Annotated in this window: 19 protein-coding genes; 5 read left to right on the forward strand and 14 right to left on the reverse strand. The window is 70.0% G+C overall.

Annotated elements, in window-relative coordinates; translation table 11 throughout:
• Positions 1-86: 86 nt before the first annotated feature.
• From OIE53_RS04260 to OIE53_RS04285, 6 genes are read right to left on the reverse strand one after another with little or no spacing between them, the layout of a single operon-like run.
• Entirely contained in the window at positions 87-1,187 is a 1,101-nt protein-coding gene (locus tag OIE53_RS04260) for an endonuclease/exonuclease/phosphatase family protein (RefSeq protein WP_327025247.1), read from the reverse strand.
• Positions 1,184-2,221: a glycosyltransferase family 2 protein gene (locus OIE53_RS04265; RefSeq protein ID WP_327025248.1), complete on the reverse strand. Its 1,038-nt coding sequence runs from the start codon at positions 2,219-2,221 to the stop codon at positions 1,184-1,186. The genes OIE53_RS04260 and OIE53_RS04265 overlap by 4 nt, the downstream gene beginning before the upstream one ends.
• Positions 2,218-3,231 carry a glycosyltransferase family 2 protein gene (locus OIE53_RS04270; protein WP_327025249.1) on the reverse strand — a complete coding sequence of 338 codons (1,014 nt, stop codon included), beginning with the start codon at positions 3,229-3,231 and terminating at the stop codon, positions 2,218-2,220. The genes OIE53_RS04265 and OIE53_RS04270 overlap by 4 nt, the downstream gene beginning before the upstream one ends.
• Positions 3,228-4,196 carry a UbiA prenyltransferase family protein gene (locus OIE53_RS04275; protein ID WP_327025250.1) on the reverse strand — a complete coding sequence of 323 codons (969 nt, stop codon included), beginning with the start codon at positions 4,194-4,196 and terminating at the stop codon, positions 3,228-3,230. Before OIE53_RS04275 ends, OIE53_RS04270 begins: the two co-directional genes overlap by 4 nt.
• Before the next feature lie 10 nt (positions 4,197-4,206).
• Positions 4,207-5,226, reverse strand: a complete 1,020-nt coding sequence (locus OIE53_RS04280) for an NAD-dependent epimerase/dehydratase family protein (protein WP_327025251.1) — start codon at positions 5,224-5,226, stop codon at positions 4,207-4,209.
• Positions 5,220-6,530, reverse strand: a complete 1,311-nt coding sequence (locus OIE53_RS04285) for an aspartate aminotransferase family protein (RefSeq protein ID WP_327027078.1) — start codon at positions 6,528-6,530, stop codon at positions 5,220-5,222. The genes OIE53_RS04280 and OIE53_RS04285 overlap by 7 nt, the downstream gene beginning before the upstream one ends.
• A gap of 275 nt (positions 6,531-6,805) precedes the next feature.
• Here OIE53_RS04285 and OIE53_RS04290 point away from each other — a divergent pair, with 275 nt between their 5' ends.
• The 3 genes from OIE53_RS04290 to OIE53_RS04300 all read left to right on the forward strand — a co-directional run bounded on the left by OIE53_RS04290 (position 6,806) and on the right by OIE53_RS04300 (position 9,513).
• Positions 6,806-7,810 carry a glycosyltransferase family 2 protein gene (locus OIE53_RS04290; protein ID WP_327025252.1) on the forward strand — a complete coding sequence of 335 codons (1,005 nt, stop codon included), beginning with the start codon at positions 6,806-6,808 and terminating at the stop codon, positions 7,808-7,810.
• Positions 7,807-8,523, forward strand: a complete 717-nt coding sequence (locus tag OIE53_RS04295) for a polysaccharide deacetylase family protein (protein ID WP_327025253.1) — start codon at positions 7,807-7,809, stop codon at positions 8,521-8,523. The genes OIE53_RS04290 and OIE53_RS04295 overlap by 4 nt, the downstream gene beginning before the upstream one ends.
• A 183-nt stretch (positions 8,524-8,706) precedes the next feature.
• On the forward strand, positions 8,707-9,513 hold the full coding sequence (locus tag OIE53_RS04300) for an AfsR/SARP family transcriptional regulator (RefSeq protein WP_327025254.1): 807 nt from the start codon (positions 8,707-8,709) through the stop codon (positions 9,511-9,513).
• 98 nt (positions 9,514-9,611) lie between these two features.
• On the opposite strand, the gene OIE53_RS04305 is transcribed toward OIE53_RS04300, so the two are convergent.
• Genes OIE53_RS04305 through OIE53_RS04320 form a run of 4 tightly spaced genes read right to left on the reverse strand, consistent with a single transcriptional unit; the run spans position 9,612 to position 13,553 of the window.
• Positions 9,612-10,202, reverse strand: coding sequence for a class I SAM-dependent methyltransferase (locus tag OIE53_RS04305; RefSeq protein ID WP_327025255.1), 591 nt, complete (start codon positions 10,200-10,202; stop codon positions 9,612-9,614).
• A 35-nt stretch (positions 10,203-10,237) separates the two neighbouring features.
• Positions 10,238-11,284, reverse strand: a complete 1,047-nt coding sequence (locus tag OIE53_RS04310) for a lysylphosphatidylglycerol synthase domain-containing protein (protein WP_327025256.1) — start codon at positions 11,282-11,284, stop codon at positions 10,238-10,240.
• Positions 11,281-12,324, reverse strand: a complete 1,044-nt coding sequence (locus tag OIE53_RS04315; RefSeq protein ID WP_327025257.1) for a glycosyltransferase family 2 protein — start codon at positions 12,322-12,324, stop codon at positions 11,281-11,283. Before OIE53_RS04315 ends, OIE53_RS04310 begins: the two co-directional genes overlap by 4 nt.
• Positions 12,321-13,553: a glycosyltransferase 87 family protein gene (locus tag OIE53_RS04320; RefSeq protein ID WP_327025258.1), complete on the reverse strand. Its 1,233-nt coding sequence runs from the start codon at positions 13,551-13,553 to the stop codon at positions 12,321-12,323. Before OIE53_RS04320 ends, OIE53_RS04315 begins: the two co-directional genes overlap by 4 nt.
• A gap of 439 nt (positions 13,554-13,992) precedes the next feature.
• Here OIE53_RS04320 and OIE53_RS04325 point away from each other — a divergent pair, with 439 nt between their 5' ends.
• Entirely contained in the window at positions 13,993-14,964 is a 972-nt protein-coding gene (locus tag OIE53_RS04325) for a trypsin-like serine peptidase (protein ID WP_327027079.1), read from the forward strand.
• Between the two features lie 89 nt (positions 14,965-15,053).
• Here OIE53_RS04325 and OIE53_RS04330 read toward each other — a convergent pair whose 3' ends face one another.
• Positions 15,054-15,638 (reverse strand): hypothetical protein, encoded by a 585-nt coding sequence (locus tag OIE53_RS04330; protein ID WP_327025259.1) that lies wholly within the window; start codon positions 15,636-15,638, stop codon positions 15,054-15,056.
• A gap of 315 nt (positions 15,639-15,953) precedes the next feature.
• Here OIE53_RS04330 and OIE53_RS04335 point away from each other — a divergent pair, with 315 nt between their 5' ends.
• Entirely contained in the window at positions 15,954-17,498 is a 1,545-nt protein-coding gene (locus tag OIE53_RS04335) for an NAD(P)-binding domain-containing protein (RefSeq protein ID WP_327025260.1), read from the forward strand.
• Here the strand turns inward: OIE53_RS04335 and OIE53_RS04340 are convergent.
• From OIE53_RS04340 to OIE53_RS04350, 3 genes are all read right to left on the reverse strand, one after another.
• Positions 17,482-18,081, reverse strand: coding sequence for a nitroreductase family protein (locus OIE53_RS04340; protein WP_327027080.1), 600 nt, complete (start codon positions 18,079-18,081; stop codon positions 17,482-17,484). The two genes, OIE53_RS04335 and OIE53_RS04340, sit on opposite strands and share 17 nt — an antisense overlap.
• Positions 18,082-18,246: 165 nt before the next feature.
• Positions 18,247-19,398, reverse strand: a complete 1,152-nt coding sequence (locus OIE53_RS04345; protein ID WP_327025261.1) for a carboxylate-amine ligase — start codon at positions 19,396-19,398, stop codon at positions 18,247-18,249.
• Positions 19,399-19,445: 47 nt separating this feature from the next.
• Complete coding sequence (locus OIE53_RS04350; RefSeq protein ID WP_327025262.1) at positions 19,446-20,609, reverse strand: M20 family metallopeptidase; 1,164 nt, start codon at positions 20,607-20,609, stop codon at positions 19,446-19,448.
• Positions 20,610-20,619: the final 10 nt, after the last annotated feature.

Consider the following 20,619-nt stretch of genomic DNA (forward strand, 5'->3'; position numbering starts at 1 on the left):
TGTGCGGTGACGGGGTGTATCGGCGGGCATCACGCGGGAATTGCCTGATCAGAGGGTGACCGGTTACGCACGGTGCGTGTCCTCGGTCACGGCATGGAGACCCGCAACTCCTGCGGTCGGTGGTCGGAGGCCCCGCCCGCCGAACCGAAGCGGTAGTCGTGCACCCGCACCTGGGGTGAGACGAAGGCCCAGTCCAACCGCCACCAGTGCGGCCATCCGGGACGCAAGCCCCAACTGGCCGGATACGGCGAGGACATGGCGTACTTGGCGTCCCGCAGGCCCTCGGGCACCTTGCGCAGGTCACCCATCGCCGGGGTGGTGTTCAGATCACCGGCGAGCAGCACCGGGTGGGGATTGGCGCGGACGTCACGGGCCAGGGCCCGCCACTGCGGCTCCCGCTGGGCGCGCTGTTCTCGCATGATCCGGTAGAAGTCGCCGTCGAACGGGCCATGCTCGGGGGAGATCTGCACCGGCAGGTGCACGTTGTACGTCGACAGCACCCGACCCGTACCGAGGTCCAGATCGGTACGCAGGGCCTTGTACCGCCACTCGTCGCCGGCCTCGGCCATCGCTGCGGGCAGGTCGGGGGCCTCCACCGGCACCTGCCGCAGCACCGGCACCCGGGAGAGGGTCACCAGTTCACCCAGGACCACCACCTGGTGTTCGGGGAACTCGGCCCGCAGCCGGGCGAGGGTCTCCTCCGTCGGGTGGCCCTGCTCGTACCAGTACTCCTGCAACAGGTAGACGTCGGCGTCGGCCTCGCGCAGCACCCGGTACAGCGCCTCGGTCTGGCCCCACTCGTCCCAGTAGCCGGTGTTCCAGGAGAAGACCCGCAGGACGTCCGGCGGGGCGGGGCCGTCACCGCCCTGCCACCACCGCAGGTTCACCCCGCTGAGTCCCGCCCCGAGCAGCAGCCCGGCGGCGGCCAGCAGCGCCACCGCCCGGCGGTGTCGGCTCACGATCGCGCCGAGGCCCAGCACCAGGGGCATCAGGAGGAAGGCCGGTGGTGGCACGGTGTCCACCGCCAGCCAGAGCCAGGACCGCCCGCTGATCATCACATGCGCGAGGGTGAACACCAGCCAGAGCGCCGCGGCGCCGACCAGGACCCGCCCCGCCCACCGCCGCCGGGGCGGGTGGAGGGACGGGGCCTGGTCGGCTACGGTCTCGGCGGGAGCCGCTGTGGTCACGCCGACTTCCACTGGCGGTTGCCGTCGATCGGGAACGAGGCGTCGTACAGTTCGCGGAAGGGCCGGGACAGCAGCCACTGCACGGCGCCGCTGGCCACCCCGGCCGTGATCGTCACGTTGACCATGAACTGCAACACGACGAAGCCGAGCAGGAACAGGGGCCCCTGCCGACGCAGGACGAAGCGGTACATCCCGGCGTCGCAGACCAGGGAGGCGCCGAACAGCAGGGCCGGCAGCAGGGCCCACCAGCCACCCAGCAGCAGGGGCGCGGCCAGGGCCGGCAGGCTGAGGAAGGCGACCAGGGAGCCCCAGGCGCGGGAGGCCGTCTCGAAGCCCTTGCCGAAGCGTCGGGCCCGCGCGTACAGCGGGATGCGCAACCGTCCCCGGTGGAACAGCTTGCGCAGCAGCCCCCGCAGCTCGTGGTCGTGATCGTGCCGGCCGCGTACCTCGGAGGTCAGCCGCATCCGGTGCCGACGGGTCAGCCGGTAGCCGTAGTCGACCTCCTCGGTCTGCCGCAGCGCGGGGTTGAACGGCCCGATCTCGTCGTACACGGAGCGCCGGATCATGCACACGGCGGGGAAGAGGAACGACACGTCACCCTCGGAACTGATCGACCAGTAGTGATACTGGAGGCCACGGTAGCGGGAGACGATGGTGTCGTGCAGCAGCGGCTCGGGGTCCTGGATGCCGCAGACCGCCCCGACGGTCGGCTCCGCCCGCAGGATGCTCACCGCGGTCGCGATCGCCTCCGGGGCCAGCGCCAGGTCGGAGTCGACGTAGCAGATCAGCTCGCCGCTGGTGTGGGCGGCGCCGACGTTGCGGGCGGTGCCGCAGCCGCCGTTGGTGCCCGTGCTGAGCACCCGGACCCCCAGGGCCTCGGCCACCGCGACGGACTGGTCGGTACTGCAGTCGTCGACCATCACCAGCTCGATGTTCGGGTAGGTCTGGTCGAGGATGGACCGCAGGCAGAGATCCAGGGACTCGGCGTAGTTGTAGTTCGGCACGATCACCGAGACCAGCGGAAACGCGTTCATCGGGTGGCGACCTCCGGACGATCGTAGAGCCGGCGGAAGCGGGGTGAGGACAACCAGGCGATCACGCCGGAGGCCGCAGCGACCGCGATGACCAGATTAAGGAAGAAGTGCATCGCTACGAAGTAGCAGAGGAACAACCAGCCCCGCTCGGCCAGGACGAACCGGTGCATCGGCAGGTCACCGGCGACGAAGGCGGCGAAGGCGGCCAGCGGCACCAGCAGGAAGGCCGGGCCCAGCAGCACCGGCAGCACCAGGGTGAGGACGGCCAGCGGGGCGGCGATGCTGACCCAGGCGCGGGGGCCGCTGCGCAGTCCGCCGGGGAACTCCGGCTTGCGGGCGTACATCGGGATGTGCAGTGCCGTGCGGGTGAAGACCTTGCGGACCAGCACCCCCAGTTCGTGGTCGTGGTCGTGCACACCGCGCACCCTGGGCGTGAGCAGGATCCCGTAGCGCTCCGCCAGCCGCAGGCCGTAGTCGGCGTTCTCGGTCTCCCGCAACCGGGGGTTGAAGGGGCCGATTTCCTCGAACACCCGGGTCGGAATGGCCAGCAGGGCGGTGTAGAGGGTGCTGATGCGACCCTCGTCGGCGATCAGCCAGTAGGACTGCTGGAGACAGCGGTACTCCTCCAGGAGGCTGTCCCGGATCAGCGGGACCGGGTCGTAGTTGCCGCAGACCGCGCCGATGGTCGGGTCCTCGGTGAGCAGCTCGACCGCGTTGGCTACCGCGTCGGGACGGGCGGCCACATCGGAGTCGATGAAGAACAGGATCTCACCGGCGGCCACCGCGGCACCGAGGTTGCGGGCCGCGGCGGGCCCGCTGTTGCTGGGCGTACGCACGACCCGGGCCCCGTGGGCCTCGGCGACCGCCACCGAGTCGTCGGTGCTGCAGTCGTCCACCACGATGATCTCAAGCTGCGGGTATGTCTGGGCCCGCAGGGAGTCGAGGCACAGGTGCAGTGCGCGGGCGTAGTTGTAGTTCGGCACGATGACCGACACCAGAGGAGGGCTCATCTTTCCGTCCAGGTCAGCAGGTGTGGATAGCGGGCGTTGAGCTGTGCTACGGCGAGAACGACACCGACCAGTACGGCGCAACCGACGATCGTCCGATCGCGCAGCAGGATCCGGATCGGATCGCCGCCGGTGCGCTGCACGAGTACCGCCTGCAGGTACCGGAAGGCGGCCAGCAGCCCCAGGGGTACGACGAGGGCCAGCACGGCCGGCGGGTAGGCGTCGATCGGTGTGTCGAGGTGCAGGTACAGCAGGAAGGAGACCCCGGCCAGGGTGGTGGTCAGGCCGAGCAGGTGGTCGGCGAGCAGCAGGTTGTAGCCGTCCAGGGCGGGCCGGTGCCCGGCGCCCAGGACCGCCAGTTCGTGTCGGCGTTTGCCGAGGATCAGCACCAGGCAGCCGCTGAACACCGCGGTCAGCAGCAGGCTGGACGGCGGCGTCTCGACCGCGGCGTAGCCCTGCAGCACCCGCAGCACGAAGCCGGTGGCGACCACACAGACGTCCAGCAGTGGCTGGTGTTTGAGCCACCTGCTGTAGGCGGCGCTCAGCAGCAGGTAGCCGACCAGGGGCCACCAGGCCATCGGGGGAGCGGTGACGGTCAGGGTGATCAGTCCGGCGGCGAGCAGGCCCGCGTACCCCCAGGCCACCGGGACCGGGACGTGCCCGGCGGCGATCGGCCGGTGCCGCTTCTCCGGGTGTGCCCCGTCCCGGTGCCGGTCGGCGATGTCGTTGAGGACATAGATGACCGAGGAGGCGAGGGTGAAGGCGGCCACCGCCCAGACGCACCGCCACAGCGCCGTGAGGGTCCAGACCGGGGTGTCGATCAGGGCTAGCGGAACGGCGAACAGGTTCTTGACGACATGACCCGGCCGGGCCAGGGCGAGCAGGTGGCGGGGCAGCGGTCGGAGGCGGGTGTCGCGGTTGGCGGCGACCGGGGCGACCGGCTCCACGACGGTGTCGGCGGCTGTCATCATGGCCCCGTCAGAAGAAGATCCTGGTGGCGGCCAGCAGACCCTGCCGCCAGGGATCACGGCTGGTCCGGCCCTCGCCCCTGGGCTGCTCACGGTGCCGCTCGGCCCGCCACCACTCGTAGGTGCGCAGGATGGCGTCCTGGTTGGACAGCTTCGGATGGAAACCCAGCCGCTGCCGGGCCTTGTCGATGCTGACGTACGAGTCGGCCATCAGCTTGTGCAGCAGCCGACCGTAGACCGGTGACAGGCGGCTGCGTTCCAGCAGGCTGAGGGTGAACAGGGCCGGCCGCGCGGGCAGGGAGACCACCCGCCGGCCGTGACCGGCGGCGTCCAGGACGGCCTGGAAGTCCTCCCGGAGGGTGCCGAACCGCTCGGCGGCGAGGTTGTAGGTGTCGTTGGCCAGGTCGTCGTCGGCGGTGAGCACGGTGAGCACCGCCTCCACCAGGTCCTCCGCGGCGAACATCTGGATCCGCACGTCGCCACGGCCCAGGACCGGGAAGTTGCGGCCCTCCTCGGCCCACTCGAAGAGCATGGCGAACAGCCCCATCCGCCCGGGGCCCAGGAAGGTCTTGGGGCGTAGCACCGCCACCGGCAGGCCCTCGGCCCGGTGCCGCTCGGCGATCTCCTCGGCGGCGGCCTTGGCCGCGGAGTAGGTGTCGACCGGCATCCGGGGATGCTCCTCCGGGGTGGGCACCTGCTTGGGCAGCCCGTAGACCGCGGTCGAGGAGATGTGCAGCACCCGCCCCACCTCGGCCCGACGGGCGGCCTCGAAGACGGTGCGGGTCCCGTCGATGATGATCGACCGGATCTGGTCGGCCGGGTAGCTGGGCAGGGCGGCGGCACAGTGGATCACCGCGGTGGCTCCGGTGAAGGCGCGGGCCAACAGCTCGGGGTCGCGGATGTCCCCGACGTGACTGACCGTGGGCTCGGACCGCAGGTCGACCCCGTGGACCTGGTGGCCGTCGGCGATCAGACGTTCGGCCAGCCGGGAGCCGAGCATGCCGGCCGCGCCGGTGATCGCGATCACCACAGCGAACCCACCTTCTGCGCGACGAACCGGGTGACCAGTCGGGTCAACCCCTGGCCGAGCACCTCGTCCAGGGCCTCCACCGCGCGTTGGGCATCGGCCGGCTCGGTGACCAGGGAGGGGCCGATGATCAGGGGGTTCAGCCCGTTGAGGGTGTAGTAGGTGAAGATGTCGTGGTCCCGGTAGAGCGCGTTGATCACGGCGCAGGTCACCAGCTTGGCCTTGAACCGGGGGTCGCGGGCCATGCCCGCGGGGGCCAGCCGGGAGACCAGGTCGAGGATCTTGGGGCCGCCGTCGATGTGTACGCCCCAGAGCGCCCCGGCGCCCGCCACCCGGCCCACCGCCTCCGGGTGTTCCTTGGCCAGCCGGTGCAGGGCGGGTTCCAGGACCCGCTCCAGTGCGCGGGCCCGGGCCGGATAGTCGTCCTCCACCGCGATGTTGATCGCCTCCAGGGCGGTCACACACTCCTCGCCCATGCCGTAGTAGGTGGTGCTGGTGCTCTGCAGCAGGGCGTCCGTCAGGTTGTCGTACGCCTTACGGAACACCGGTTTGCGGGCCACGAAGGCCGATATGGACGATTTGCCGCCGCCGAACGATTTGCTGGTGGTTAGCACGTCCGGGATCAGACCGGGATAGCGCATGAAATAGAACAAGCTGCCCGTCTTGCCCCAACCGGTGTAGATCTCATCGAAGATGAGCACGATGTCGTGTCGGTCGCACAGTTCCCGTACCCCGCGAAGGAAATCCTCGTCGCACCACTGAATGGTGGAGGCGCTGAAGGGTTCCACGATCAGGGCATAGACATCGCCGGCGTGCTGCTCGATAGCCGACCGAACAGAATCCAGATCGCCGTAGCTAAATGTGGCGATTCCCGGAATTGTCGGGAAGTTGAAGTGCGGCTGGCCGGTGAGTCCGCCGGAGCCGAGCAACTTTCCGTGGAAGGCGCAGTCTGCCCGAAGGATGGTACCCCGATGGCCCCCGTGGTATTTATAGGCTAGCTTCACGGCCCCTTCCACCGCCTCGGCACCGGAGTTCGGCAGGAACGACATGGAGAGGTCGCCGGGCAGCAGCTGCGCCAGATTGTGCCCCAGCGCAGCCAGGTAGGGGGAGAAGTACGTCTTGTGCACCTCCATCCGGCGACGCTCGGCGAACCGCTGTCGGGCCGCCAGGATCCGTGGATGGTTGTGGCCGTGGTTGAGCACCCCCACTCCGCCAGTGAGGTCAAGGATGCGCCGGCCGTCACCTAAGGTCAGGTAGGCGCCCTCGGCGCTGTCCACCAAATCCCGGCCGAACCCGAACGACGTCATCAGATTGACCTGGCTGGCGTTCACGTACTGCCGATAGAGATCGTGCACCTCACGAACGGTGAGCCGCTCGCATTCCTCGATACTGACGAGATTGGGCATGGTGCGACGCTAACTATTGCCCCGCGATCTTTCCTGGACCCTCGCTGGATGCAACCTTGACTACGCAAGGCAACCCTTGCGTGGTCGGTGGCCGCTCGATAACTTGGGTCAGGGCCTGATCCAATTACCGACGATCAATTCTCGCGCATTATCCAAACCCCATTGAGGTGTTCGTCATGCCGCCGACGGTGTCGGTCGTCGTTCCGACCCACAACAGCTCGAAGACCCTGACTGCGTGCCTTGCCGCGATCCATCGGCAGCGACACCCGGTGACCGAGGTGATCGTCGTCGACGACGCCAGCACCGACGACACCCGGGAGATCGCGCGGCGGTTCCCCTGCCGACTGCTGGTCACCGACCGCAATGTGGGACCGGCTGCCGCCCGTAACCGTGGCATCCAGGCCAGCTCCGGCGACCTGATCTTCTTCCTGGACTCCGACTGCGCACCGGAACCGGACGCCCTCGGCAACGCCCTGGCCATCCTCCGCGATCAGCCCGACGTGGCCTGCGTACACGGCATCTACTCGCTCGAACCCTTGATCGACGACGGCCCGGTCGAGGCGTACCGGCTGCTGCACGGGCACTACTGGCGACTGCGCAATGTCGGTAGGGTCCGCACCACCCTCTTCGCCATCTGTCTCATCAGGCGGGAGGTTTTCACCTCGGTCGGTCTGTTCGACGAGAAGCTGCGCGCCTCCGAGGACGTGGAGATCGGCGACCGGATGGGGGACCGGTACGGCATCGTCCTGACCGACACGATGGTCTGCCGCCACGACGACGACGATCGGCTCGGGGCACTGCTGCACAAACAGTTCCGCCGTTCGCAGATGCTGATCCCGGTCGCCCGGGCCGAACGCGGACCGGCCGGCATCCGCGCCAACACCCGGGCCGGTCTGCTGACCGCGACCCTGGTACCGGCCACCCTGCCGACCGCGCTGCTGACCGGTGGCTGGCCGGTGCTGTCCCTGCTGTTCCTCGTATTGTTCACCGTCGCCGAGCCGGCTCTGCTGCGCTTCGTACTGCGCCAGCGTGGGCCCGCCTTCACGGCCTTCTTCTTCGGGGTGCACCTGCTGGTCCAACTGGCCGTCGTCAGTGGAGCACTGGTGGGCGGGGTACGCCACCTACTTGATCGCGACTTCGGACCGACCCGGGCCAGCCTCGCGGCGAAGACCTCCCGATGAGTACCGGTCGTGGGCCCCTCACCCGGTTCTGTGCCCACCTGCACGCCCAGACGTTGCACTATCTGCTCTTCGCCTACCGCGGGCAGCAGGCGTTGCGCCGTCGTCCCACCACCGGTGGCCGCCACTGGCCGGCCTTCGGGCTGGCCGGAGAGGAGATCGCCCTAACCATCGACGACGGTCCGCATCCGCAGTGGACCCCTGCGCTGCTGGACCTGCTGCACCAGCACGGGATACGGGCCACCTTCTTCCTGATCGGGGACCGGGTACGGGAACGACCGGACCTGGCCCGCCTGGTGCATGAGGCCGGTCATCTGATCGGCAACCACTCGATGTCCCACCCGCAGCCCTTCGCCGCCCTCACCCGGCAGGAGCTGCGGGCCCAGATCGTGCACACCCAACGCGAGATCGAGGACGCCGTCGGGGTCACCCCCGCGCTGTTTCGGGCACCGGGCGGTAACTGGTCGCCGAGGGTCCTGCGGACCACCGCGGCGCTCGGCCTCACCCCGGTCGACTGGACGGTGAACCCCAGTGACTGGCGTACTCCGGGGGTCGCCCGGATCGCCCGGTCGCTGTCGCGTACCAGACCGGGGCAGATCATGCTCTGCCACGACGGCGGTGGCGACCGGTCACAGACCGTCGCGGCCCTGGCCGAGGTGCTGCCGCGCCTGGCCGACCAGGGGCTCCGCTTCGTCACCGTCCCGGACCAGCGGTAGCTGCCGTGGACCTTGCCATGGCCTGCCCGTGCATGGGGCCGGATAGTCACACGTCAATCAGTCGGCTCACTGGTCAGACCGGGCCGCCCTCAGTGTCGTGGGCGTCCGCTGCCAGGACGGAGCCGCCGAAGATCGCCGATCCGGGTCATGACGCCCCGGTCCGGCGGGGTGGGGGAGACACTGATGTCGCAAGATGAACTGTCCATACAGCTCCTGGGGCCGGTGCGGGCCTGTCGGGGCGACACCCAGCTGTATCTGGGCACGCCCCGGCAACGGGAGGTCCTGGCGGTGTTGGCGATCCGCAGCGGCACGGTGATGTCGGTCGCTCAGATCGTCGAGGCGATCTGGGTGGGCCGGCGGCCCGACTCGGTCGAGAACATGGTGCACACCTACATCGGTCGGCTGCGCCGTGCCCTGGAACCCCCCGGCAACCGGCCCGCCCTGGCCCGGGTGCTGCGCTCCACCCGACCCGGCTACACCCTGGACATCCCGGCTGACGCGGTGGACATCGTCCGCTTCGAGCAGGATGTCCGCAGCGCCCGTGCCGCCCGCTCCCAGCAGGATCTGCCCCGGACCCTCTACCTGTTCCAGCGGGCCCTCGACCGATGGTCCGGGCGGGCCCTGCACGAGGCCACCGGCCCGCTGGCCGAGGCGGAACGGATCCGGCTGGCCGAGCTTCGCCAGGATGTGCTGGAGGAGATGACCGGGGTCCGGCTGCTGGTCGGCGACATCGAGAACGTCGTCGCCGAGCTGCGCTGGATGCTGGCCGAGCATCCGATGCGGGAACGGCTGTGGGAACTGCTGCTGGTCGCACTCGGGCAGACCTCCCGAAGGGCGGAGGCTCTCACCGCCTTCCAGGACGCCCGGACCACCCTCGCCGACCGGCTGGGGGTGGAACCCGGCCACCGGCTCCAGGACCTGCATCGCCGGCTGCTGCGCAGCGAGCCGGTCACGGTCTTCCCGTGGTGGGAGCGGCGAGTGCGGGTCTGACCGCCCGGGTGGCCCGGGGCGGACCACCCGGCAACTGGTTCAGGCTTCGACCCCGGCGGTCAGAATCCGATCCCGGGTCTGGATTCGATCCCGACGGGTCAGGATTCGACCGTGGCGGGGGTCAGCACGAAGAAGGCGTCCGGGCAGTCCTCGCCGGACCCCGGGGCCTGCCAGGTGGTCACGTCGAGCCCGCAGTCCTGGATCACCTGCACGAACTGCCGGGACCGCTGCACGTCGTAGATCTGCACGAGGATCCGGCCGCGTGGGGTGAGCAGCCCCGGCAACCGACCCAGCAGTTCGGCCGCCTCGTCCACGGACAGGTAGTAGATCACCTCGCGCAGCAGGATGGCGTCGTACCGGTCCGGTGGGAGGTACCCCCGGATGTCGGCCACCGCGTACGAGGCGTCCGCGCGATTCAGCGACCGGGCCGTCCGGATCGCTCGCCGACTGATGTCCACCCCGTGGTAGTGCCGGTAGCGGCCGGGGGAGAGGGTCAGGTTGGCGCTGGTGCCGCAGCCCAGGTCGAGAATCGTCGGGTGCGGTGCCCATTCCTCGATCAGGGACAGCGGCACACTGCCACCCCCGGCCTCGTCCAGGTAGCCCCAGAAACCCAGGGCGTACTGGGCGTCCCAGAGTGCCGCGTTCAACCGTGGGCTGCGTCGTACCAGCGCCCGGACCGGTGCACCCATCCGCCCCACGATCATCCTCAGCTTCGACACCGTCGTCACCGACCCCTCTCCGCCGGGCTCATGCCGGACAGTTGCGTGTGCACCGGGCCGCCGACCGGCCCCTCGACGGAACTCTGCTGCGGCCCGGCCTCGGTGGGCTGGCTGAGCCGCAGCCGCCGCCGATGCAGGTACTGCGCCAGCGCCAGTCCGCCCCCGCCGACGGCCACCTCACTGAGCGCGCAGACCAGTCGGCTGATCAGCACCACCGGAGTGGCCACGGTCACCGGCAGTACGGTGGCCAGCCCGAGCATCAGCACCGCCTCCCGTACCCCCAGCCCGTCCGGGGCCACGACCACCGCCAGACCGGCCACCGCGGCGGCGGCGAACCCCGCCACACAGATCAGGTACGACCGCACCGGTGGGGCACCGGCGGCCACCGCCAGCAGCCACAGGTGATGCCCGGAGATGAACCAGGACAGGGTCTGCGCGGCCACGGCGCGACGCAGGCCGGAGGCGGAGGCGGCGACCTGCGGAGGCGGCCGGCGCAGCAGCCGGGCGGCCAGCCCGATCCCCCGGTTGAGCAGATCCGGGCGGACCACGAGGGCGACCAGGGGGACCGTGGCGAGCACCAGCCACCAGGTGGCGCCGGAGAGCACCGCCGGCCCGGCCGCCAGGGCGACCGTCATCCCGGTCATCGCCACCACCGCCCAGCTGAGCAGGAACACCCCGGCCAGCCGGATCGGTCCCACCTCGATCTCCTTGCCCATCCGCAGCAGGACCGGCAGGGCGACGAAGCGGCCCGGTACGAACTTGGTCAGGAAACCCACGAAGAACAGCCGGTACGCCGTCCACTGGTCCACGGGGGCCCCCAGGTCGACGAAGATCGCCCGCCAGGAGACGATCCCCAGCAGCAGACCGGCGGCGTTGATCAGCAGGGCCCCGGTCACGGCCACCGCCACCCGCCACGGGTCCAGTTGACCGGCCAGGGCGGCCACCGGGGTCCAGTCCTGGGAGCGGACGAACAGCACCAGACCGACGCTCAGGGCCACCACGAAGGCGACCGTGAACGCCCGGTTGACCAACCGCCACCAGCGGCCCTTCATCGGCGCGACTCCACCGTGGCCGGTCGGGCCCCCAGCGCCCGGATCCGCCGCAGCAGGGCACCGGACACCCCGATCCCCATGCCGAAGAACTCCGTCAGGTGGGTCAGCCACCGCAGACCGGCGGCGTAGAGCAGGAACCGGGGGCCGCGGTGCCGCAGGGCGAAGGCCAGCAGGTGCCGGTCCGCCACCACGGCGGCGCCGATCAGGGCCACCGGCAGGGCGGCCCACCAGGGTGACAGCAGGATCAGCGGGACACTGGCCACCGTCAGGCCGCTGGAGACCATGCCGACCACCGAGCCGAGGTCGACCTGGTGTGGCGCCCGGTCGGCACGGTCGTCGCCCGCAGTGGCGGCCGGGCGCTCCCACCGGGTGGCGACGACCGCCCCGGCGTAGGTCACCGCGCGGCGGAACAGCTCCGACAGGTACGGCCGCAGCCGATCCACGTCGTCGTGCCGGCCGACGATCTCGTCGCTGACCCGGATGGTGTACCGCTGCGGCAGCCGGGTGCCGAACTCCACGTCCTCGGCGTCGCGCAGCCGCTCGTCGAAGCCCCCGACCAGGTCGAAGACCTCCTTGGGTACGGCGGTGAGGGCGAACATGGTGGTGCTGGTCAGCCCGGTGGCCCGGCGTCGCCAGAAGTGCTCGAACAGGGTCTTGTACGCCTCGACCGGCCCGTCGTCGTAGAGCGGACGCAGATCGTAGATGCCCTGCACGACACCGCAGTCCGGGTACGCCGTCAGGGTGCGTACGGCCGCGGCCAGGGCCCCGGGTGCCAGGGCGATGTCCGAGTCGACGAAGAACAGCACCTCACCGCCGGCCCGTACGGCACCGGCGTTACGGGCCGCCGAGACCCCCCGGTTGGCGTCGAAGGCCAGCAGGGTGCAGGGGAACTCGGCCGCGATCTGCCGGGACCGGTCGGTGCTCGCGTCGTCGACGACGATCACCTCTGCCGGCGGTGGGGTCTGGGCGTAGACCGCCGACAGACAGTCCCGCAGGGTCCGTTCCTTGTTGTAGTTGGGTACCACCACGGACACCCTCACCGGGCCCACCTCTCGAGGTCGTCATGGTCGGCCCGTCCGCCTCGGGGGCGCAGCGCCAGCCAGCCCAGCGCCAGCAGACCGACGAACACGTACAGGTTGGTGTGCAGCAACTCCAGGCCCCGGAAGTGCAGATCCGTGCCGCGCAACCCGATCAGGGTCCAGGCCGCGCTGGCCACGAGGGCGGCCCAGAGCAGCGCGCCGGCAGCCACCGCTACCCGGTCACCCGCGCGCCGGCCGCGCACCGCCAGCAGCACCAGGGCGGGTACGCACCACACCCAGTGGTGGTGCCAGGCGATCGGCGAGACGAGCAGACCGGTCGTCGCGCAGGCCAGCACGCCGAGGAACTCCTCGCCGGCGCGGACACACCGCACCGCGACCACCAGCCCGGCCGCCCCGGTGAGGATCGCCAGCGGCAGCCAGACGGCGGTGACCTCGGCGGTGTCACCGAGGCGGGCCAGCGCACCGTGCAGGGACTGGTTGAGCACCGTCCGGGGGTCGGCGGTGACCCGGGCGGTGTCGAAGAGACCGCCGCCCCAGAACCGGAGCGAGTCGGCCGGCCGCCAGGCGAAACCGAGCCCGAGGGTGGCACCGAAGGCCAGGGTCGCCACCCCGGCCGCCCGCCACCGGCGCAGGCAGAGCAGGTACGCCACGAAGATCAGCGGAGTCAGCTTGAGGCCGGCGGCGACACCCACCCCCCACCCCCGCCAGCGGCTGCCCGGGTCACCGGTCAGGTCCAGCAGGACGAGCAGCATCAGAAACAGGCCCACCTGACCGACCTGGAGGTGACCGGCCACCGGGAAGACCGGCAGCAGCGCTACCGTGCCCAGCAACACGGCACCGGGGTCGGCAGCCGTACCGGCGGCCCGCAGCGCGATGCGGACCACGGCGGCCAGGGCGAGCACGGTGACCGCCGACCAGATGCCGATCCCGGTCGCGGCGCCGAGGTAGGCCAGGGGTTGCAGGACCAGTGCGGCGAACGGGGGGTACGTGAAGCCCAGCACGATGCCGTCGGCGCCCGGGTGGGTGGCGTCGTAGAGCCTGCCGTCCCCACCGGCGGCGGCGATCGCGGCCGTCCGGTAGACGGCCAGGTCCCCCCAGAACCGGCCGGTGCTCCGATGCACCACCACTGCCGCGGCGGCCACCGCACCGGCCAGCAGCAGCACGGTGACCGACAGCGCCCTGCGAATCCGGTCAGCCCGAGGGGCCGCCGGCGGCGCGAGGATCGTCACGGCAGCCCCCCTTCGAAGGTCAGTTGGCAGACGGTAACAATCGACACGTCAACGCTTCCTGTAACTGATCTGGATTACTGACGGCAGGCGGGCTGGACAGCGGGCGGGCGCACGGCCTGGCGCCGGTCGTGGCGGGAACCGCCCTCCCCGCAAGGGGGTGATCCGGCGAATGGCGATCTCCTCAACTAGCCCGGGTCGCAATTATCGGCTGTGGATCACACCAATTGCGACAAAGTCGTGACAGCTTCACGCCACTGCGCTGGTACGTGGTCGATTTCGATTGCGAATGCTGTCGCTTTCTAGTCCGCTACACGTCACTTCCTGTTCATTGCGATCAATGTCTGTCAATCAATACGCTGTGCCTGCTCCCAATAGGGAGTACGAAGGACAAGGGAGGTCCTCTTTGAAATCGACCCTGCGCTGGACCGCGATCACCGGAATGTCGATCGCGTTGGTCCTGGGGGGCGCACCGGCCGTCAGTGCAAATCCCACCACCACCGAGAGCAACGGCAACACCAGCACCGTGGCCCGCACCCTGGACGGTCGCGCGATCACCAACGACAAGATCGCCAAGGAGGTAGCGGAGTTCTGGACGCCGGAGCGGATGGCCTCGGCGGTCGACCTGACCTTCGCCCGGCCCGGCGGCGCGGTCGAGTCACCGGCCCGCGCACCCAAGCCCACCGGTCCGGCCGGCGCGGTGGCGCCGATGGCGCCGAGGATCACCGGCACGGACGACGTCCGGACCATGGTCAACGAGTCGCTGGCCGTCGGTAAGGTCTACTTCACCGTCCCCGGCGGTGGCACCGCCTCCTGTTCGGCCAGCACGGTCGCCAGCGGCAAGCGGCGGCTGGTGGTGACCGCGGGCCACTGCGTGCACGGGGGCGCCGGCGGGCAGTGGTACAGCAACTGGCAGTTCGTCCCGCGATACCGCAACGGGGCCCGTCCGTTCGGCACCTTCGTGGCGTCCAGCCTCAACACCCGCACCGCGTGGATCAACAACAGCAGCTTCGCCGAGGACATGGGCATCGCCGTCATGAACAACGGCGGCTCCTACGGGCTCAAGGTCGTCGACACCGTCGGTGGTCACGGCCTGCGCTGGAACTACGGCTACAGCGTCTCGGTGACCGCCCTCGGTTACCCGTCCAACCTGGGCGGCGGCGAAAGCCAGTACTTCTGCCAGGGCACCACCTGGAATGCCGGCGGTCAGCAGATCCGGATGTGGTGCAACATGACCTACGGTTCCAGTGGCGGACCCTGGCTTCAGGAATACAACGACAGCACCGGGTACGGATTCATCAACAGTGTCGTGAGCCACGGTGACAATCCCGGCAACGGCCAATTCGACGGCCCCTACTTCGACGACGACATCAAGAGCCTCTACGACTTCGCCGAAGGAATTTCTCCGGCATAGGGGTCCGTGAAATCATCGGCCCCGGCCAGCTGGCCGGGGCCGATGCGGCGTCGAATGGCGTACGGATGCCGATGCCTGACGGACGGCGGTCAGAGCCCGGCCGCGGCGTCGTACCGGCGGCGCAGGTCGGCCATCTCCGCGGGGGCCAGGGCCTCCTTCTGCGCCGGCTCGGCGTACTTCGGCGGGAACATCTGCCGCAGCCGGTCGATGAACATGACGTCCTCGGTCGCCTCGACCACCTGGATGCCCGGCGGATCGGTCGACAAGTCCATGATCACCGGACCGGCCAGTTTGACCGCCCAGTCCCAGGTGCGCTTCTGCTCGGCGACCCCGCACAGGTGGAAGCCGTAGACCGTCTGCACGTCGGTGAGTCTGCTCGCCTCGGAGGGTTCGAAGCCGTAGACGTGGACCCCGCAGATCACGGCCGGCTTCGCCTGCTCACCATCGGCCGCCTGCTGGGGGTAGTGCCCCGCGTGGTTGTGCTGTTCCGGGTCTGCCTGTTCGAGGATGGTCCGCATCCGGGTCATGATCTGTGCACGCAGATCCGTCGGCCTCGCCTCCGAGCCGGCCGTCCTGACCAGAACGACCGCGCCGGTCGACACCGTCAGCAGGATCACCGCGACCAACACGTAACGGTTGCGGTACCACCCCGCGAAACTTGCTCGGGAAACCATGACTGCTTCTCACCTCGTCGCCGGTACTGCCGAGTCGGCAGGACGTGCCCAGGGATGGATGTGCCCGGTGTCGGGGAGCGGCCCGGCGCTGTGGCGCGCAGCGTCCGCCCACCGGCGCGCTGCCCCACGCGATGCTCCCGTGCTGGCCGTTCCCAGCGTGGTTGCCCCCACGCTGCGGCGATGTGAGCCATTCCAGCACGCTTTCACCTACTCCGGCAACTGTGTCAGCGCCGGCTGATGCCCACCCAGCATTGACACACGCCCTCGTGCATCTCATGGTCAATAGATCTAGCTCTCCGTCGAAAGGGCCATACGATGGTCGGGAACGAGCACAGGTACGTCATCGTCGGGGCGGGTCCCGCCGGTGTTCAGCTGAGCTACTACCTCCAGCAGCACGGCGCCGATTACCTGACGCTCGAAAGTGAAGACTCACCGGGCGGGTTCTTCCGCCGGTTCCCCCGCCACCGCCGGCTGATCTCCCTGAACAAGGTGCACACCGACAGCACCGATCCTGAGATCCGGCTGCGCTGGGACTGGAACTCGCTGCTCAACGACTCCCCGGACCTGCTGTTCCCGAACTTCAGCAAGGAGTACCTGCCGGCCGCCGACGACCTGGTGCGCTACCTGGCCGAGTTCCAGCGGCACTACCAGCTCAACATCCGCTTCGGCACCCGGGTCGAAGGGATCACCCGGACCGAGGAGGGGTTCACCCTGGACACCGACCAGGGTCAGGTGCGGGCGCGCTGCCTGATCGTGGCCACCGGCTGGGGCAGGCCGTTCGTGCCGGCCATCCCCGGCATCGAGCACGCGACCGGGTACGAGGACATGGTCATCGACCCCGAGGAGTACGAGGGCCAGCGGGTCCTCATCATCGGCAAGGGCAACTCCGCCTTCGAGACCGCCTCGGCCATCCTCGGCCGGGCATCCATGGTGCACCTGGCCAGCCGGCACCCGCTGAAGTTGGCCTGGAACACCAAACACCCCGGCGACGTACGCGGCCAGTACGGCGCGATCCTGGACAGCTACCAGTTCAAGACCCTGCACTCCGTGCTGGACTGCACCATCGACGAGATCCGCCCGGCCGACGGCCGCTTCCAGGTGTCGATCACCTACACCCACGCCGACGGCGAGACCGCGGTGCTCGACTACCACAAGGTGCTGCGGTGCACCGGCTTCCAGATGGACACCGCCCTGTTCGACGAGACCTGCCGCCCGGACATGGTGCGCGAGGGCCGGATGCCCGACCTGCGTCCGGACTGGCAGTCCACGAACGTCGACGACCTGTACTTCGCCGGCACCATCGCCCAGGCCCGCGACGTCAAGCACGCCTCCTCACCCTTCATCGACGGATTCCGGTACAACCTGCGTACCTTCACCCGACTGCTGCGGGAGCGCTACGAGCAGGTGCCGTTGTCGTACGCGACCACCCCGGCCGACCCCGCCTCGCTGACCAAGCTGATGCTGGACCGGGTCAACTGGAGTTCGGCACTGTGGACCCAGTTCGAGTACCTGTGCGACGTGTTCGTCCGCGACGAGGCCACCGGCGACTTCCGGCACTACGAGGACCTGCCGGAGGACTACGCCGTGGAACGCTTCGCCGAGGCCACCCACTGGTACACCCTGGCGCTGCGGTGGGGTCGTGACGAGTACGGCGACGTCTTCGCCATCGAGCGTCATCCGACTCCCGACCGGGCCCGGGAGAGCGCCTTCATCCACCCGGTGATCCGGCGCTACCGGGGCGGGGAACTGATCGCCGAGCAGCATCTGCTGGAGGACCTGCTGGCCGAGTGGCGCCGACCGGACCGGCATGTCGAGCCGTTGACCGAGTTCCTCACCGGGCACCTCAACGGCGGATCATGACCTCCTCCAGCGGTTTACGGGCCAACTCCGGGACCAGGGCGTCCGGCGCGGGATAGCCGACCGGCATCACCACGTACGGGCGCTCCTCCCGGGGTCGCTCGCACACCTCGTTGAGGAACCGCATCGGGTTGGGGGTGTGGGTCAGGGTGACCAGACCGGCGTGATGCAGGGCGGTGATCAGCACACCGACCGCGATGCCGACGGACTCCTTGACGTAGTACGGCTTGGGGCTGTGCGGCCCCTGGTGCACCTCGAACACGACGATGACGGCCGGGGCGGTCTCCAGGAAGGGTTTGCGCCAGTCCGTGCCGAGCCCGGAGATCGCATCCAGCCACTGGTCTGAGGCCCGGTGGTCGTAGAAGGCGCGTTCCTCGGCCTCGGCGGCCTCGCGCAGCCGACGCTTGCGGGTCGGGTCGGTCAACACCACGAACCGCCACGGCTGCACGTTGGCACCGCTGGGCGCGGTCGAGGCCGCCCGGATCGCGGCCTCGATCACCCCCTCGGGCACCGGATCGGCAGCGAAGTCACGCACGGATCGGCGCTGCGCCATCCGTTCCGCGAAGGCCTCCGCCTCGCGGACCATGTCCGCCGGTCGGCGACGGCTGTGCTGGATCGGAACCCTCGGTAACAGCTTCGTGTGGGTCACCTGTGGCCTCCCTGAACCAGGTGGACCGGCGTCACCGACAGGCCGGGCCGGCCGTGCGACGTTCGGTTCATCCAGCATTGCCCAGGGGGGTGCGTGTCGTCGTTACGTAAGTGTGCCCTGTTGCTCCGCCAGTACCCCGGGGGCGGTGTGCGCGGCCATCTCGTCGACCACATCGGAAAGTCGTCCGTGTCGCGCCGCGACGGCCCGCTGCCGGGTCGCCCCGTCGCCCTCCGTGCCGAGCCAGGCCAGCCACTGCTGTACCCGCTGCCGGTCGCCGGCCTCCTCCAGGGCCGGTCCGGCCAGCTCTACCAGCCGCTGCGCCAGGGTGGCCGCGGGCAGCAGCCGCCCGGTCGCCACCTCGACCCCCTGGCCGCCCATCCCGTCGCGGGCCGCCCGCCAGTAGGCCAGCCGCAACAGCTCAGCTGCCGGCTGCGGCCCCTCGTCGCCGGTGTCGACCGCCTGCCCGGCGACGACCACCAGCGCCCGCACCAGAGCGGCCAGGGCCTCGGATTCGCCGGCGGTGACCGGCATGTCGGCCACCCGCACCTCCAGGGTGGGCTGGTTCACCGACAGGCGCAGGTCCCAGAAGATCGTGCCGTGGTCGACCAGGGCGCCCGCCTCCAGCAGCATGTCGATGTGGCGGTCGTACTGCTGGGCGGAGGTCAGGTACGGCGGGGGCCCGGCCACCGGCCACCGGCCCCAGGTCAGGCTGCGCCAGCTCGCGTACCCGGTGTCCCGCTCGCACCAGTACGGCGAGTTGGCCGTCAGGGCCAGCAGCACCGGCAGGTGGGGGCGCAGGTGGTTGCCGATCAGCACGGCCCGGTCCCGGTCGGGCTCCTCCACGTGCACATGCACCGCGCAGATCGCCAGGTCGTCGTGCAGGCCCCGGAAGGTGGCGTTGCCCCGGTCCTGGCGGGGTCCCTCGGTGATCGGCGGTGGTACGACATCACCGAGCACCGGGGAACCGCTGGCGATCACCCGCAGCCCCGCCGACCGGGCGGCGCTCTGCACGGCCCACCGCCCCTCGGCAAGCTGGGCTCCCAGGTCCGCCAGGCGCAGACAGGGGTCGGTGCGGGTCTCGACGTGCAGTTTGGTGATCTCGCCGCCCACCCGGGTGCCCAGCACCGGCCGGGCGCGATCGATGACGGTGGCCGCCTCCGGGACGACCGCACCCCGGTCGGCGTCCACGACGAAGAACTCCTCTTCGACCCCGAACCGGGGAATGGCCGATCCTGGACCCTGTCCCGTAGTCATGCCACCGCCGACCTCTCACTGTCGGCCGTGCGCCGACGCTGAGCAGGTTACGGGATTCCGCCGACCAGTTGTGGGTTCGCAACCTCCATTGAGGACACTTCTTGCACCAGCCCGGCCAGCAGCGCCGTCCGCTCCGGCATCCGGTCCAGATACACGTACTCCTCGGCGGAGTGTGCCCCACCCCCGACCGCACCCAGACCGTCCAGGGTGGGTACGCCGAGCGCGGCGGTGAAGTTGCCGTCGGAGGCCCCCGCGGCGTACGCCCCGACGACCTTCGGCAGTTCCAGTGCCTCAGCGGTCGACTGGGCCAGCTCCAGCAGGGGCTGGGCGAGTTCGGCCGGCATGGGGTAGCGGTTGATGCCCCCGCGTACGACCAGGGCCGCCTCGGGCAGGTGCGGCTCCAGCTTGCGGATGGCCTGGTCGACGCGCTCCAGCTCGGCCCTGGTCCAGGCCCGCACGTCCACGGCCAGGCTGGCGATCTCCGGCACGGTGTTCGTCGTCGTTCCGGCGGAGAGCAGGGTGGGGGTGACGGAGGTGCCCGCGCTGTCCGCCGTTCCCAGGGCACCCAGGGCGAGCACCTGGTGGGCCACCTCGACGGTGGCGTTGACGCCACGCTGCGGCTCCACCCCGGCATGGGCGGCACGGCCCTGGACGGTCAGGCGGTACACCGACCCGCCCTTGCGGGCCACCTTCACCTGGCCCTCCGGGGTGGCCGCCTCGCAGACCAGCACCGCGCCGGAACGCCGGGCCTCCCGTTCGATCAACGGTCGGGAGGTTACCGATCCGCTCTCCTCGTCGCAGGTGAGCAGCACCCCCACCGTGGAGGTGTCCTCGACCAGGCGCAGGGCGGTGAACATCTGCACGATGCCGGCCTTCATGTCGCACACCCCGGGGCCGGTGGCCACGTTCCCCCGTACGGTGAAGGGTCTGATCCGGGTCGTGCCGACCGGGAAGACGGTGTCGAAGTGGCCGAGGAGCAGCACCCGCTGGTCCACCGCCGGCCACAGCAGGTGCGGCAGACCATCGAGCACGACCCGCTCGGCCGGGCGGCCGAGCACCTGCTCGCCCCATTCGGCGAGCAGGTCGGCACAGGACTCCAGGTGGGGCAGCGAGCCCGGTGCCGACTCGTGCCCGACCAGGGTGGCCAACTGGTCGACCATGTCTGCCTGGAGCTTGTCAGCGGCATCGCGCAGACGACGTGCGTGGTCCATCGATCCCTCC

This window comes from Micromonospora sp. NBC_01739 (assembly GCF_035920385.1).
Classification (GTDB): Bacteria; Actinomycetota; Actinomycetes; order Mycobacteriales; family Micromonosporaceae; genus Micromonospora.

Bases quoted from the DNA above. Each gene is read 5' to 3' on its own strand.
- OIE53_RS04265 (WP_327025248.1), bottom strand. From the start codon at position 2,221: ATGAACGCGTTTCCGCTGGTCTCGGTGATCGTGCCGAACTACAACTAC.
- OIE53_RS04270 (WP_327025249.1), bottom strand. From the start codon at position 3,231: ATGAGCCCTCCTCTGGTGTCGGTCATCGTGCCGAACTACAACTACGCC.
- OIE53_RS04275 (WP_327025250.1), bottom strand. From the start codon at position 4,196: ATGACAGCCGCCGACACCGTCGTGGAGCCGGTCGCCCCGGTCGCCGCC.
- OIE53_RS04285 (WP_327027078.1), bottom strand. From the start codon at position 6,530: ATGACGTCGTTCGGGTTCGGCCGGGATTTGGTGGACAGCGCCGAGGGC.
- OIE53_RS04290 (WP_327025252.1), top strand. From the start codon at position 6,806: ATGCCGCCGACGGTGTCGGTCGTCGTTCCGACCCACAACAGCTCGAAG.
- OIE53_RS04295 (WP_327025253.1), top strand. From the start codon at position 7,807: ATGAGTACCGGTCGTGGGCCCCTCACCCGGTTCTGTGCCCACCTGCAC.
- OIE53_RS04300 (WP_327025254.1), top strand. From the start codon at position 8,707: ATGTCGCAAGATGAACTGTCCATACAGCTCCTGGGGCCGGTGCGGGCC.
- OIE53_RS04305 (WP_327025255.1), bottom strand. From the start codon at position 10,202: ATGGGTGCACCGGTCCGGGCGCTGGTACGACGCAGCCCACGGTTGAAC.
- OIE53_RS04310 (WP_327025256.1), bottom strand. From the start codon at position 11,284: ATGAAGGGCCGCTGGTGGCGGTTGGTCAACCGGGCGTTCACGGTCGCC.
- OIE53_RS04325 (WP_327027079.1), top strand. From the start codon at position 13,993: ATGTCGATCGCGTTGGTCCTGGGGGGCGCACCGGCCGTCAGTGCAAAT.
- OIE53_RS04330 (WP_327025259.1), bottom strand. From the start codon at position 15,638: ATGGTTTCCCGAGCAAGTTTCGCGGGGTGGTACCGCAACCGTTACGTG.
- OIE53_RS04335 (WP_327025260.1), top strand. From the start codon at position 15,954: ATGGTCGGGAACGAGCACAGGTACGTCATCGTCGGGGCGGGTCCCGCC.
- OIE53_RS04340 (WP_327027080.1), bottom strand. From the start codon at position 18,081: ATGGTCCGCGAGGCGGAGGCCTTCGCGGAACGGATGGCGCAGCGCCGA.
- OIE53_RS04345 (WP_327025261.1), bottom strand. From the start codon at position 19,398: ATGACTACGGGACAGGGTCCAGGATCGGCCATTCCCCGGTTCGGGGTC.
- OIE53_RS04350 (WP_327025262.1), bottom strand. From the start codon at position 20,609: ATGGACCACGCACGTCGTCTGCGCGATGCCGCTGACAAGCTCCAGGCA.